The following is a 12,684-nucleotide window of genomic DNA, read 5'->3' as shown; positions in this document are numbered from 1 at the left end:
TTGAATGTTGGTGTGGTAACTACATTCTACACGAGGTCGTTATGGGCTTCCTTTATATTGACTTCTGGGTGTTGCACTTAATCTTACAATCCGTCTTTTAAAAAACATTTACACTTGTATGTAGAGTATATTGGGATAATTATGTTAACAATTTGGGCATGTCCAATGTTGGCTGACAATATAAATAGTAGAGAGTTGGTAGCCTACATTAGTAGGAAATACACTCACAAAATAGGAAAAACCTTTACTAACTAAACGGAGAGAAAGGATCGGGTGGAATGAATATTGGGAATAGCGTAGCGCTTATTGTAAGTCTGATTTTTTTAAGCATTTTGGTTCGTGCAATATATCGCGTTTTTGTGAAAAAGAAAGTCCCTACTATGACCTATACACCTTATGATGATGCCATGGATGGAGGAGGAAAACATGACAATTGAACTTTTAAGTGACTGGTTACAATCCTCAAACAGCGTGGTCATTTTAACAGGTGCAGGTATGTCAACCGAAAGTGGGATTCCAGATTTTCGATCTGCTTCAGGCTGGTGGAATAATATTGATCCTCAAACAGTAGCTACTATCGAAGCATTGGCACAAAATTATTCATTGTTTCATGAGTTTTATAAAATGCGAATAGAAAATTTGGAAAAGGTGGTACCACATGAAGGTCATCAAATTTTAGCTGATTGGGAAAAGCGGGGAATCGTATCGTTAGTTGCCACGCAAAATGTTGATGGTTTTCATCAGCTGGCAGGAAGTCAAAGGGTCGAAGAGTTACATGGCTCGATACGCTCCATTCGCTGTCATCGGTGCGAGAAAGCTGCTTCAATGGAAAGCTTCTTACGCAAAGAGAGTTGTGCACATTGTGATGGTAAACTACGCCCAAATGTAGTCCTTTTTGGAGAAAACTTACCCCAAGTAAGCTGGAACAATGCGATGGAAGCTATTAGAGCGGCAGAGCTTGTCCTTGTCATCGGTACGAGTCTCGAAGTGTATCCTGTCAACCAACTACCAATGATGACAAAAGGAAAAACTGCTTATATTAATTTAGATATTGCGCAGCATACAGTACAATTTGATTTAACAATTGAAGGGAAAATAAAAGAAGTGTTGCAACAATTGCAACTTTAGAAGGAGGCGCCCTTGAAACATAGAGAGGCGCCTAAAACATTTGTGGTAAAAATTCCGTCATAAAGCGTTGATTTTTACGTAGCCATATTTTTAAAATCATACGGTGTGTTAAAAGTCGTTGTCTTTTTTGTGGTCTAGCTTTTGCCTCTATTAAACTTTGTAGTAGAGTGCATGTTTCTGTTGCCAAACCTTGAGGATCAACGAGGACGTCAAGTTTATAATCAATTAACTGAGCAGCCTGAACCTTTGCAAGTAATTGTGCAAAGCGGGTATTCATTTCTGGAAAGTTTTCTTCTAGTTCTAAGTCGATTAAAGTATATAATGTTTGTTCAATTTCTGCTTCGAGCGCTTGTAATTGTTCAATGGACGGCTGTGTCAAAAAATCACCTCTAGTTTTTCATAAATGCTGCTACACAAGGACAAAGCCAAGTGCCGCGAAAAGTAAACCGAATAAAACTGTAGTGCATATATAAATAATCGCTTGTCTCCATTTTTTCTGCTCTAAAAGTTGCAAACATTCAAAACCAAATGTTGAAAAGGTCGTATAGGCTCCTAAAAAACCAAGCCCTATAAAATGCCAAATCCAATCACTTGGATGTAATGCAAATAGAAAGCCAAGTGCAAAAGAACCCGTTATATTAATAAAAAATGTTGCCCATGGGTATGTATGGACAATCAATTTTCCTAGATAAAATCTTGTTAGTGCACCCAAAAATCCACCGATACCAATAATTATCATACGAAGCGCCCCTTAGCTAGTTTAAATCCTAGCCATGCACAAGCTAAACCGCCAAAAACACTCACTAAAATATAAAGAACCGCTTGTAGCCATTTACTATCCTGCAAAAGTAATAGCGTTTCTAACGAGAATGTCGAAAAGGTTGTAAAGGCACCAAAAAAGCCAGTACCAATTCCTAAAATAATAGGCGTACGTTTTGTAAACGTTGTAAATAGCCATGCTAAACAAAAGCAACCAATTAAGTTTATGCAAAGTGTCGCAAATGGAAAACCACCGTTATTTGAAAGTGCTAGACCAAGGTTATATCGACAGATGGCACCAAAAAATCCGCCGATTCCAACAGCTAAAAATGATTTCAAAGTAAAGACTCCTTACTAAAATGTCTATATTAAAAAGTGTATCATGAGATACCCATTTTAGATAATAGTTAGGCGTTAAATTTAAGTTGGGTGATAAATTAAAAAAGTTAGGCGATAAATTTAAAAAGTTGGGTGATAAATTTAAAAAGTTAGGCGATAAATTTAGAAATTAGGGCGATAAACCTTGAAATTGTTCCGATAAATCTCGATGTTGTTCTGATAAATCTGAAAATTGTTCCGATAAATTGATTTGGACCCTATCGAACTAGCTTTGTTCGACAGGGTCTTCCAGAACTTTTCAGCGGGTTTCCAAACATCCGCTGAAATAGAGGAATCTATGATTGATTTTTAACATTGTCAATGACAGTATCAAAGTCTTTATTGGAATCGACACTTTCAGTTATTGTAAAAACATAGCCATCTGGATCTTCTATCGTTAATTCTTTTGCATTCCATGGTTGAACTGTCGGCTGTTGAATGATTTTCGTTTTATTTTCTAGTGCAGCCAGATAAATACTATGAATATTATTAGAGAATACATTAATAATGACAGAGTTAGAAGTGCTGACTTCTTCATCCTTTAATAACATTAAATCTTGATACTTGGCTCCTCTCAAATGTGTCATGGAAGTTGTTCCGTTCGCATCTGGAAAATCAAATACTGAATTGAAATTGAGTATATTTGCATACCAATCCTTTGATATTTCAATATTGCTTACTTTTAGCTTTACGAATAAGGGCATTTGATAAAATTCATTCATGTTTATTTCCTCCTTTAGGTTCATACAAACTAACCATAAAGGCTTACGTTGCGTTAAAGTCAATACAAAAAGTTATAGGTTTGAAATTCTAAATTTAAGGTGCCGAGTTTACTTTTTTCCAAGATTGTAATTGTAGTAATTCATTGCTTTAAAGCGTTAATTATTTCCTGAAAAACGTAAAAAATAACAGTGAGTTGGTTGACAAATATTTCTAAAGTGTGATAATCTTCAAGAACACTATAACAATCTTAAGTAGAGGAGGGCATGACGATGTTAATTTTATCAGTATCATATCAAAGCACAACTGCATACATTGTCCATGTCTTCTAACTTTTTTATTTTGCGTTGCAAATAAAGGGCATGGGTAACTCCTGGCCTTTTATGAAGAGACACATGCTCTTTTTTGGGGTATGTGTCTTTTTTTGTTGCAAAAAAGGGTTGTAGTGACAATGAAAAAGGAGTGCATGTGTATGCGAAACAAAGTACAAAAAATGATTTTCAACAAGGTATTTCTGGATAGTGGGTAGCAAAGCTTTAACAGCACTAGAGAAAGAAGGTTATAACGTATGTTTGATGTTTTAAGTAAATTAGGCTGGTTTTTTAAGAAATACTGGAAGCAATATTCTATAGCCGTCGTGCTATTAATGATTGCGAGTGGCTTAGAAGTTGTTCCACCGTATTTACTAGGGTCAATTATTGACATGTTGACTGCTGGAGAAATGACACCAGCCCTTTTAACGAAGTATATTTTGATTTTTGTGTGTATCATTATTGGGGGTTATGTCCTTAATTTTGTGTGGCAATTCAGATTATTCGAAGGGGCTATTAACCTAGAGAAAATTTTACGTCGAAACCTTATGCAGCATTTTTTGCGCATGACACCAACGTTTTATGAAAAAAATCGTACCGGGGATTTAATGGCACGTGCGACCAATGATTTAAACGCAGTGTCGTTGACTGCTGGTTTCGGGATTATGACATTGGTTGATTCCACCATCTACATGGGCTTTATTATTTTTGCCATGGGTTTTATGATTTCGTGGAAGCTTACTTTTTTTGCAATGCTGCCGGTGCCAATCATGGCTATCCTTATTCAATATTTAGGGAAAATAGTGCATGAACGGTATATGAAGGCGCAGGATGCTTTTGGAGAACTGAATGATAGTGTTCTAGAGTCGGTTGCAGGTGTGCGAGTTGTACGGGCATACGTACAAGAAAAAAAAGACGAAACAAATTTTGCAGAGATGAGCGAGATTGTCTATGAAAAAAATATGCATACCGCGAAAATTAACGCATTATTTGGACCGATTACCAAGGTCGGTACTGGGATTAGTTATGTGGTAGCGCTTGGCTACGGTGCTCATTTAGTAGCAACTGAGGCTATGACAGTTGGGCAGCTTGTAACGTTCAATGTTTACTTGGGGCTAGCAGTTTGGCCAATATTTGCAATTGGGGAACTTATCAATGTGATGCAGCAAGGTAACGCTTCTCTTGATCGTGTACAAGAAACGCTAAACTATGAGGCGGATGTTCGGAATATTGCGAATCCACGAACGATTATGACACCGAATGCGATTGGCTTTGATGATTTAACATTTCAATATCCGATGAGTCAAGTGAAAAACCTCCAGGAAATTTCGTTGTCATTGAAAAAGGGGCAAACACTTGGGATTGTTGGTAAAACCGGAGCGGGAAAAACGACCTTCCTGCGACAATTATTACGCGAGTATCCAATCGGCGAAGGTCATCTATCGATTGATGGAGTCGATATTACTGCACAAACGAAGGAGCAGTTACTCGACTGGATTGGTTATGTTCCACAGGATCATGTTCTATTCTCACGTACCATTCGTGAAAATATTTTATTTGGAAAAGAAGATGCTACACAGGCTGAATTGCACCAGGCGATTCGTGCAGCATATTTTGAAAAAGATTTGAAAAATTTACCGATGGGCCTTGAAACACTTGTTGGTGAAAAGGGTGTATCTCTTTCAGGTGGTCAAAAGCAACGTGTTTCCATTGCGCGTGCTCTTATTAAAGACCCTGAAATTTTAATGCTTGATGACTCGCTTTCTGCTGTAGATGCAAAAACAGAGGCAAGAATTATTGAAAATATACAGCGGGAACGACAAGACAAAACGACGATTATTACCACGCATCGTTTATCAGGAATTCAGCATGCCGATTTAATTATCGTGCTAGATGAAGGCCAAATTGTAGAGCAGGGAACACATGAGCAGCTTCTTTCACAACAAGGATGGTATAAAGAGCAATTTGACCGTCAGCAGCTTGAAGGAGGTGCCTCATGAGTACGAGTCAACGTTTAACACGCTATGCAATGTATTTTAAAAAGACGATTCTACTTGGATTATTTTTCTTAACAATTGCCGTCTTTACGGAGCTTGTTGGGCCATTCATAGCTAAGCATATCATTGATAATTACATGACAATTGGCCGCATTGAATTTAAACCAATCACTTGGCTATTACTTGTCTATTTAACTTTAGCAATAGCTACAGCTGTTTTACGCTATTTTATGTATATCTATTTACAAATGGGTGCCAACCGTGTTGTACAAAAATTACGTAAGGATGTATTTGAGCATATTCAAACATTGCCAATTCAGTACTTCGATAATTTACCTGCAGGGAAAATTGTAGCTCGTGTAACGAATGATACCGAGGCTGTTCGTAATTTATATGTTCAAGTACTGTCAAACTTCGCTACGAGTTTAATTTCTATTGCAGGTGTTTATATCGCACTCTTCATTTTAAATTGGAAAATGGCACTCCTAGCATTGACTATGGTACCAGTCGTTTATTTATGGATGATTTTATACCGTAAAGTGGCCTCGAAATATAATGATGTCATCAGAACGAAAATTGCCGATATTAACGCAATGATTAATGAATCGATTCAAGGAATGACGATTATTCAAGCATTCCGTCGTGAGCAGCAAATGACGAAGGAATTTGATGACATGAATAATGAGCATTATGCATATGAACGCAAGCTACTTTTCCTTGATTCTGCAACTTCCTTCAACCTTGTTAATACATTAAGACTTCTTATGTTTACGATCTTTATTTTTTACTTTAGTACACAGTCATTTACGGCAACGGAAGTTATTTCTGCGGGGACATTATATGCCTTTGTCGATTATTTAACGCGATTATTTAATCCGATCACAAATATCGTCAATCAATTTTCTCAGCTTGAGCGTTCGTTAGTCGCAGGAAAGCGTGTCTTTGAAGTGTTAGATACGAACGGAGAGACAGTATCTGAAAAAAGTTTACCTAGATATAAAGGAAATGTGGTGTTCGAAGATGTTTCCTTTGCTTATAAAAATGATGAATACGTATTGAAAAATTTATCATTTGAAGCACACCAAGGTGAAACAATTGCCTTAGTAGGTCATACAGGATCTGGGAAAAGTTCTATTATGAACTTATTGTTCCGTTTCTATGACCCATCTATAGGAAAAATTACGATTGATGGAATCGATATCACTTCGGTTCCTCGTCAAACAATGCGTGAACATATGGGCATTGTTCTACAGGACCCATACTTATTTACAGGTACTATTGCTTCGAACGTTAGCCTAAATAATCCTAAAATTTCACGAGAAAAAATAGAAACCTCATTAAAGGCTGTTGGTGGGGAACGTGTTTTAGCGAACTTGCCAGATGGCTATGATGAACCTGTTATCGAGAAGGGGAGCACACTGTCATCTGGGCAGCGCCAGCTAATTTCCTTTGCGCGCGCCCTTGCCTTTGACCCAGCTATTTTAATTTTAGATGAGGCTACTTCTAATATAGATACAGAAACAGAGGAGATTATTCAGCATGCGATGGATGTGCTGAAAAAAGGACGTACAACATTCATTATCGCTCACCGACTTTCTACTATTAAAAATGCAGATCGTATTCTTGTTTTAGATCGAGGTAAGATTGTTGAGCGTGGCACACATGATGAGCTATTAGCACAGGGTGGCATTTACGAAAAAATGTATCAAATGCAGGCGAATTCATTGCAATAATAATTTGAATGGTTACATGGAAAATAATATAAAAGAAGCCCCACTTTTTAGAAAAAAAGCGGGGCTTTCTATTTAAGATTTTACATTTTTAAAGACATTGACAAAAAAGAACAGCACCGAAATTGCTACTGCAATACCGCCACCAGATACAAAGAGCTCAAATAGCCAGTGCGGTACATCTATATAGACCATCATCATACCGACTAAGAGGAACGGCAATCCGATATTGTAAAACCAAAATTGTGCTTTGGCCAATCCTGTCTCGGCGGCATCTTTATATACGGAATAAATTAATCCGATAAAACCAGTTGTTAGCCAACCCATCACACCAATATGTGCATGTGTCGCCTTCCATTCGAGCTGAATTGTATAATGCATAAACAGTCCAAAGGCCAAAACAATCACTAAATATAAGACTGAAATCTTTATCCATTTAGCACCCATTTATAAACAACTCCTTTCCCGAAATGATTTAGCTAGCTATTACAGTGTATTCTTGTCGAATAAAAAAGATGACATATTATTCTTTGCAAACTAAAAAAAGTGTTTTATTGTAAAATGCTAATTTTTTCTGTGGAATAAAAGCGCGAAAAGTAGAAATTTGCCAATTGGAGGGTCTATGAAAAAGAAAATTATTTTTTTAATGATTATTTTAATGGTCTGTTTTTCGTCAATCAACTTTATTGTGAATATAAGAGCTCGTAAGCACACGATGACAACAAAAGTGAATAGCATCATTGAGGAAAATTGGAGGAACAACGAGTATAGCATCACTGTACGAGATATAGAAACAGGGGATGTGCTTTACAATAGAAATGGTGATAAAATGATACGCCCTGCATCTTCGCTTAAGCTTTTAGTTAGCGCTGCTGCTTTGGATTTATTAGGTCCTGACTATCGCTTTGCTACGAAGACATATGTCGATGGCACAATTGAAGATGGTGTTCTTCACGGTAATATTTATATACAGGGCGGGGGAGATCCAACGCTTTTACCTGTTCATTTAGAATCGTTTTCCAATGGATTGAAAGAAATGGGTATCTCGAAAATTACGGGTTCCTTAATCGGGGATGATACTTGGTTTGATGCAGATCGTTTACCGAAGGGAATTGTTCCTGAAGAAGAGGATCAACCTTATGCTTCGCGCATTTCGGCATTAACGATTTCGCCAAATGACCAATATGATATTGCAACTGTGCAAGTGAAAGTGACAGGCTCAAAGGTTGGCACTAAGGGTAATGTTCAGCTTGTTCCGTTTGCAAGTACTATTCCGGTTGTCAACAAAACAAAAGTTGTTAACAAGGGCGAGAAAAGTACGGTAACAATTACAAGAGAATACGATACAGATCGAATCATTGTAACGGGTAACTTACCAGCGGGTTCAAAAGAAAGTACATATGTAGCTGTCTATGATCCAACGCTATATACACTTGACGTATTTCGAGAAAAATTAGTAGCGAAAGGTATCCAAACAATGCCTCTTGAAACTGGAAAGGTACCTGAAAATGCACAACGAGTAGGTATTTCATATTCCAAACCATTACAGGATATTAACTTTAAGTATTTGAAGTTAAGCATTAATGGCATGGGTGATATGTTGACTAAACAACTCGGGCGAGAGCAACTTGGGGAAGGAAGCTGGTCGGCTGGCATCAAAGCGATTCGTACTTATGGTAGTGATATTGGGCTTAATATGGAGCAATGGTATTTTGAAGATGGTTCAGGATTAAGTCACCAAAATCGAGTAAGCAGTATTCAATTAAGTCTATTATTATATAAAGTTCGCAGTAAATCCTGGTATTCCTCATATTTAGATGCATTACCGCATGCAGGAAAAAAGGGCAGCCTTGTTGGTGCGACTTTAGAAAATCGTATGAAGGGCTATAGTGTATCTGCTAAAACAGGCTATATTTCTGGAACATATGCATTGAGTGGCTATGTAAAAGGAAAGAGTGGCAAGTGGTATATCTTTAGTATATTGACAGAGGCCAATAAAACTTCAGCAATCCCAACTATTGATGAAATTGTTATGCAAATTGCAAATGAAATGTAAGGATGTTGAACAATTTGGTGTACTTCTTTCAGCAGATGTTTTTTGTAGCGAAAGCGAAGCGTCAGCTACAGGTGTTCAAACAACAAAGCCTGTGGTTCAATACATGATATAATAGAATGGAGGATAATAAAGGGCTTCCTCAATCTGACTTAAAAGAGTGGTTGGAGAAAAATTTATGATTAGTATTAAAGGGTCATAATTCTTTTCAAAGGGGGATCATAATGAAAACGATTTATATTTATCCAAAATTAGCAATGGGGTTTAGGGGATTTGCAACAGGTTTAGATAGAGAAGGATTCTTTTTGAAGAAAAGGTCAACGAGACTAAAAAAAAGTATAGAAAATTCTTTGAAAGAAAATAATTTGAGTTCTTTTAACGTAGAAGTTACTCATGGGTATGAATCTCCAGAGGAATTATTAGAAAATGATGGCGTTTTGGTTTTGATTTCTCCATATTTAAAAAGTTTACTTGGTTACATTGATTTTTCTAAAAGTGGATACTATCTTTTATCAGAGGTAGAATATAATTCAGAAAATATTGATAACATCTTAAAGTATATAAAAACGCTATAAATCTATAAAACACATAAGATTAAATGAAAACTATTGAATTCAAAAGCCATAATATTGGGAATATATATATAACAGGAATGTTCATATTAGCATTCTTGTTTTTTTATTGTGCGCCCGGCATGCGTATGACTATAGGGTGTAAGTCCCGAACCCTGAAGACAGAAGTAGAGGTTAGCTAAGAGCTAGTGTGTCCGCGGAACACGAATCTCATAGAAGGCTAGGTATGATTGGATGAGTTTGCAAAGCAAAACAAAGTCCTTTCTGTCGAGGTCATAGCAATGGCCGGCTAATTTGCAACCTCAATAGGTCATGAGATGAATGTGGACAAAGAGTGCTAGGTTTGTATAAAACATAGTGGCATCATATAAGTCCCTTTATCATAAATTAGCTGACATTAAATAATCGAAGGATAATTTACAAATAAAGGAATAGTGTGTGTTGTTTTGTAAATACTAGTGTACGTCTTTTTTTCGTCCAATATGCATATAATTAGACTATATTAACTTTTTTCCAACTTAAAACGTCAAAGAGAAGGGTAAATTTTGCAAGAGAGGACTTATGTATGGAAAAAAATACGAAACGCACTAAGGAAAAAAAGAGCAAGAAGAAAATTTGGCTTTGGATAGTAGGTGGCTTATTAACGATTTTTTTAATTTTTATAGGTACTGCTTATTACACTATCCAAAAAACAATGAATAAAATAAATACACCACTAATTGAAACGACAGGCGATGAAAATAAAGAACAAAAAACAGTTACGAAAAAAGACCCGTTTTCCGTTTTAATGCTTGGAGTGGATGAACGTAAAAATGATAGTGGGCGTTCTGACACGATGATTGTCATTACGGTGAACCCTGAAAAACACACGATGAAGATGCTCAGTATACCTCGAGATACTCGTACAGAAATTATTGGACATAATTCCGTCGATAAAATCAACCATGCCTATGCATTTGGCGGCGTTCCAATGGCGGTGAATACAGTGGAGCATTTTTTAAATATACCCATTGACTATTATGTGTTTGTTAATATGGAAGGCTTCCTGCAAATTATCGACACGATTGGCGGGGTAACAATTGATAATGACATGGATTTAACCTATGATTCCTATCATTATCCGAAGGGTGAGATAACTTTAGATGGTGATAATGCACTGATCTTCTCCCGTATTCGTTATGAAGACCCTCGCGGTGATTTCGGTCGTCAGATTCGCCAACGACAAATTATTGAAGCGGTTCTGAAAAAAGCCTCGTCGACATCTTCTATATTATTAAAGGCTACAGATATGCTTGATGTAGTAGGAGATAATGTTCGTATGAATTTTACGATGAAGGATTTAATACAACTACAAAGTATTTATAAAAATATGGATGGTAATATTGAGCAGTTGTCGTTTAAAGAGGGAAATGGTAAAAGGATTTCTAACATATGGTATTTCATCCCTGAAGAGGCCGAACTAAAAAAAATCAAATCGGAACTAAAAGCCCATTTGCAATAAATACTTAGTGACAATTTGAGTGGTAGCTGTAAATCTTTTGACAATGAAGGGAGGGATATAAATGAATGGGAGGACCCAGGTGCTTAGGTATACAGCTGTAAACAATTGCATGCAAAGCTATGTGCCTAAGCGTAAAGTTCAAAAAAATCCTGTCAGTTCAGCTATGCGTCACTTACAATTATTATGCTTAAAAATTTTCATGTGAAACATAAAAAATCATTCAGGTAGGGTGCATGCCTAGTTGAATGGTTTTTTTATTTTAACTTATTTCAGCAAATGTTTTATGTAACGTAAGTGAAACGACAACAACACACAACTGAGTAACCAACATCACGTTAGCCCAAAGCCGATTCCGGACGCAATTATGCAGTGGTATAATCGATTTCATCATTTGTTTGAAATATCAGAAAATTCGTGTATAATTGTGTTAAGAAGATTGAGGGAGTGATTGTGATGATTATAGGCACATTTTTTTTAGCAGTTGCATTACATGTAGGTATTGTTTTAACAGTAGACTTATTTACTAATCCGCATCACTCTACTACGCAAAGTAACCATTCATAATCGAAAAACAAAAGAATAGAATGTATCTAGGCAAAGTTAAAAAGTAGCTTTGTCTATTTTTTATGAACTTGGAACAATTTATGTGATTAATTCGTCCATATACTGTAGAAAATGTTATACTATAAAAAAACAGTATCGGGGAATGGACATGCAAGAAGAGAAAACAAGTAGTTTCAAAAAGGATTTAATATCCTATCTTAAAATTATTGTAATTACCGCTATAGTTGTTTTAGGCTGTAAGCAATTTTTATTTGCACCGATTAAAGTACAAGGTGCTTCTATGTACCCAACTTACCATGATAAGGATATTATTATTGTAAGTAAAATGAGTAAAATTGAACGCTTTGATCAAATTGTCTTTCAATCACCAACAGAAGATGAGCTATATATTAAACGAGTGATTGGCCTACCAGGTGATACAGTTGAAATGAAGGACGATGTTTTGTATGTAAATGGCAAAGCTTATAAAGAGGATTATGTGAATCGTCAAACAGATGATCCTAAGCAATTACGTATTACAGAAAATTTCACGTTAGAGCAATTAGTAAATGAAAAAAAGGTACCTGAGGGTGAGTATCTTGTACTCGGGGACAACCGTTTAAGAAGTTCTGATAGCCGCCATTATGGCTTAATTTCTAAAGATGCCATCTATGGTGAAGCTAAATTAACAGTATATCCATTTAATCGTTTCCATATTGGTCCAAAGTAAAATAAATTGTGACTTGCAGTGAAAAAGAGGCACCTGAGTGGCCTCTTTTTTTAGTTCTCTGATAATGCTTTGCAAACTTTATAAGTGGGGTAATAGACACAAACTGTTGAATTTTCAACCGTTTCTTTTATGGGGATTTGCTGTTCGCTCAGACTGGGAGAATTGATTGCTTGTTTATCGATTGAGAGCTCTTCTGTTACTGGTTCTACACCATAAAACAACAATAAAAAATAGCATACTAAACCTACTATACGCAAACAAT

Annotated in this window: 15 protein-coding genes; 10 read left to right on the top strand and 5 right to left on the bottom strand. The window is 36.4% G+C overall.

Translation table 11 applies throughout. The annotated features are described in order from the left end of the window. Nucleotides 1–278: 278 nt before the first annotated feature. Nucleotides 279–437 carry a DUF3951 domain-containing protein gene (locus ACFCYJ_RS23420; RefSeq protein WP_376077696.1) on the top strand — a complete coding sequence of 53 codons (159 nt, stop codon included), beginning with the start codon at nucleotides 279–281 and terminating at the stop codon, nucleotides 435–437. Then, nucleotides 427–1,128 (top strand): SIR2 family NAD-dependent protein deacylase, encoded by a 702-nt coding sequence (locus ACFCYJ_RS23415; RefSeq protein ID WP_376077694.1) that lies wholly within the window; start codon nucleotides 427–429, stop codon nucleotides 1,126–1,128. Before ACFCYJ_RS23420 ends, ACFCYJ_RS23415 begins: the two co-directional genes overlap by 11 nt. Before the next feature lie 31 nt (nucleotides 1,129–1,159). Here the strand turns inward: ACFCYJ_RS23415 and ACFCYJ_RS23410 are convergent, their stop codons facing one another. The 4 genes from ACFCYJ_RS23410 to ACFCYJ_RS23395 form a co-directional block, all read right to left on the bottom strand. Beyond that, nucleotides 1,160–1,507 carry a hypothetical protein gene (locus tag ACFCYJ_RS23410; protein ID WP_197143467.1) on the bottom strand — a complete coding sequence of 116 codons (348 nt, stop codon included), beginning with the start codon at nucleotides 1,505–1,507 and terminating at the stop codon, nucleotides 1,160–1,162. 30 nt (nucleotides 1,508–1,537) lie between these two features. Next, a complete protein-coding gene (crcB, locus tag ACFCYJ_RS23405; protein WP_376077691.1) occupies nucleotides 1,538–1,867 on the bottom strand; it encodes a fluoride efflux transporter CrcB in 330 nt (109 codons plus the stop codon). Continuing rightward, complete coding sequence (crcB, locus tag ACFCYJ_RS23400; protein ID WP_376077689.1) at nucleotides 1,864–2,226, bottom strand: fluoride efflux transporter CrcB; 363 nt, start codon at nucleotides 2,224–2,226, stop codon at nucleotides 1,864–1,866. Before crcB (ACFCYJ_RS23400) ends, crcB (ACFCYJ_RS23405) begins: the two co-directional genes overlap by 4 nt. A gap of 335 nt (nucleotides 2,227–2,561) precedes the next feature. Beyond that, nucleotides 2,562–2,987, bottom strand: coding sequence for a VOC family protein (locus tag ACFCYJ_RS23395; RefSeq protein WP_376077686.1), 426 nt, complete (start codon nucleotides 2,985–2,987; stop codon nucleotides 2,562–2,564). Nucleotides 2,988–3,553: 566 nt separating this feature from the next. Here ACFCYJ_RS23395 and ACFCYJ_RS23390 point away from each other — a divergent pair. Beyond that, complete coding sequence (locus tag ACFCYJ_RS23390) at nucleotides 3,554–5,296, top strand: ABC transporter ATP-binding protein (RefSeq protein ID WP_376077684.1); 1,743 nt, start codon at nucleotides 3,554–3,556, stop codon at nucleotides 5,294–5,296. After that, nucleotides 5,293–7,026 carry an ABC transporter ATP-binding protein gene (locus ACFCYJ_RS23385; RefSeq protein WP_376077682.1) on the top strand — a complete coding sequence of 578 codons (1,734 nt, stop codon included), beginning with the start codon at nucleotides 5,293–5,295 and terminating at the stop codon, nucleotides 7,024–7,026. Before ACFCYJ_RS23390 ends, ACFCYJ_RS23385 begins: the two co-directional genes overlap by 4 nt. A 72-nt stretch (nucleotides 7,027–7,098) precedes the next feature. Here the strand turns inward: ACFCYJ_RS23385 and ACFCYJ_RS23380 are convergent, their stop codons facing one another. Next, nucleotides 7,099–7,470: a hypothetical protein gene (locus ACFCYJ_RS23380; protein WP_376077679.1), complete on the bottom strand. Its 372-nt coding sequence runs from the start codon at nucleotides 7,468–7,470 to the stop codon at nucleotides 7,099–7,101. A gap of 175 nt (nucleotides 7,471–7,645) precedes the next feature. On the opposite strand from ACFCYJ_RS23380, the gene dacB reads away from it, so the two are divergent. The 6 genes from dacB to lepB all read left to right on the top strand — a co-directional run bounded on the left by dacB (nucleotide 7,646) and on the right by lepB (nucleotide 12,422). After that, nucleotides 7,646–9,079 carry a D-alanyl-D-alanine carboxypeptidase/D-alanyl-D-alanine endopeptidase gene (dacB, locus tag ACFCYJ_RS23375; RefSeq protein WP_376077676.1) on the top strand — a complete coding sequence of 478 codons (1,434 nt, stop codon included), beginning with the start codon at nucleotides 7,646–7,648 and terminating at the stop codon, nucleotides 9,077–9,079. Beyond that, nucleotides 9,069–9,191 (top strand): hypothetical protein, encoded by a 123-nt coding sequence (locus ACFCYJ_RS23370; protein WP_376077673.1) that lies wholly within the window; start codon nucleotides 9,069–9,071, stop codon nucleotides 9,189–9,191. Before dacB ends, ACFCYJ_RS23370 begins: the two co-directional genes overlap by 11 nt. Before the next feature lie 109 nt (nucleotides 9,192–9,300). After that, nucleotides 9,301–9,651, top strand: a complete 351-nt coding sequence (locus tag ACFCYJ_RS23365) for a hypothetical protein (RefSeq protein WP_376077670.1) — start codon at nucleotides 9,301–9,303, stop codon at nucleotides 9,649–9,651. A 562-nt stretch (nucleotides 9,652–10,213) separates the two neighbouring features. Further along, nucleotides 10,214–11,149 carry an LCP family glycopolymer transferase gene (locus ACFCYJ_RS23360; RefSeq protein WP_376077668.1) on the top strand — a complete coding sequence of 312 codons (936 nt, stop codon included), beginning with the start codon at nucleotides 10,214–10,216 and terminating at the stop codon, nucleotides 11,147–11,149. Nucleotides 11,150–11,602: 453 nt separating this feature from the next. After that, on the top strand, nucleotides 11,603–11,713 hold the full coding sequence (locus ACFCYJ_RS23355; protein WP_376077665.1) for a transcriptional regulator: 111 nt from the start codon (nucleotides 11,603–11,605) through the stop codon (nucleotides 11,711–11,713). Between the two features lie 148 nt (nucleotides 11,714–11,861). Then, nucleotides 11,862–12,422, top strand: a complete 561-nt coding sequence (gene lepB, locus ACFCYJ_RS23350) for a signal peptidase I (protein ID WP_376077702.1) — start codon at nucleotides 11,862–11,864, stop codon at nucleotides 12,420–12,422. Nucleotides 12,423–12,684 lie beyond the last annotated feature (262 nt).

Source organism: Lysinibacillus sp. NPDC056232 (assembly GCF_042267565.1).
In the GTDB taxonomy this organism is placed as follows: domain Bacteria; phylum Bacillota; class Bacilli; order Bacillales_A; family Planococcaceae; genus Lysinibacillus.
This window is presented reverse-complemented; position numbering and strand designations above follow the sequence as displayed.

Excerpts from the sequence above, each read along its gene's own strand:
- ACFCYJ_RS23420 (WP_376077696.1), top strand. The coding sequence starts at position 279 with ATGAATATTGGGAATAGCGTAGCGCTTATTGTAAGTCTGATTTTTTTA.
- ACFCYJ_RS23415 (WP_376077694.1), top strand. The coding sequence starts at position 427 with ATGACAATTGAACTTTTAAGTGACTGGTTACAATCCTCAAACAGCGTG.
- crcB (WP_376077691.1), bottom strand. The coding sequence starts at position 1,867 with ATGATAATTATTGGTATCGGTGGATTTTTGGGTGCACTAACAAGATTT.
- ACFCYJ_RS23395 (WP_376077686.1), bottom strand. The coding sequence starts at position 2,987 with ATGAATGAATTTTATCAAATGCCCTTATTCGTAAAGCTAAAAGTAAGC.
- ACFCYJ_RS23390 (WP_376077684.1), top strand. The coding sequence starts at position 3,554 with ATGTTTGATGTTTTAAGTAAATTAGGCTGGTTTTTTAAGAAATACTGG.
- ACFCYJ_RS23385 (WP_376077682.1), top strand. The coding sequence starts at position 5,293 with ATGAGTACGAGTCAACGTTTAACACGCTATGCAATGTATTTTAAAAAG.
- ACFCYJ_RS23380 (WP_376077679.1), bottom strand. The coding sequence starts at position 7,470 with ATGGGTGCTAAATGGATAAAGATTTCAGTCTTATATTTAGTGATTGTT.
- dacB (WP_376077676.1), top strand. The coding sequence starts at position 7,646 with ATGAAAAAGAAAATTATTTTTTTAATGATTATTTTAATGGTCTGTTTT.
- ACFCYJ_RS23370 (WP_376077673.1), top strand. The coding sequence starts at position 9,069 with ATGAAATGTAAGGATGTTGAACAATTTGGTGTACTTCTTTCAGCAGAT.
- ACFCYJ_RS23365 (WP_376077670.1), top strand. The coding sequence starts at position 9,301 with ATGAAAACGATTTATATTTATCCAAAATTAGCAATGGGGTTTAGGGGA.
- ACFCYJ_RS23360 (WP_376077668.1), top strand. The coding sequence starts at position 10,214 with ATGGAAAAAAATACGAAACGCACTAAGGAAAAAAAGAGCAAGAAGAAA.
- ACFCYJ_RS23355 (WP_376077665.1), top strand. The coding sequence starts at position 11,603 with ATGATTATAGGCACATTTTTTTTAGCAGTTGCATTACATGTAGGTATT.
- lepB (WP_376077702.1), top strand. The coding sequence starts at position 11,862 with ATGCAAGAAGAGAAAACAAGTAGTTTCAAAAAGGATTTAATATCCTAT.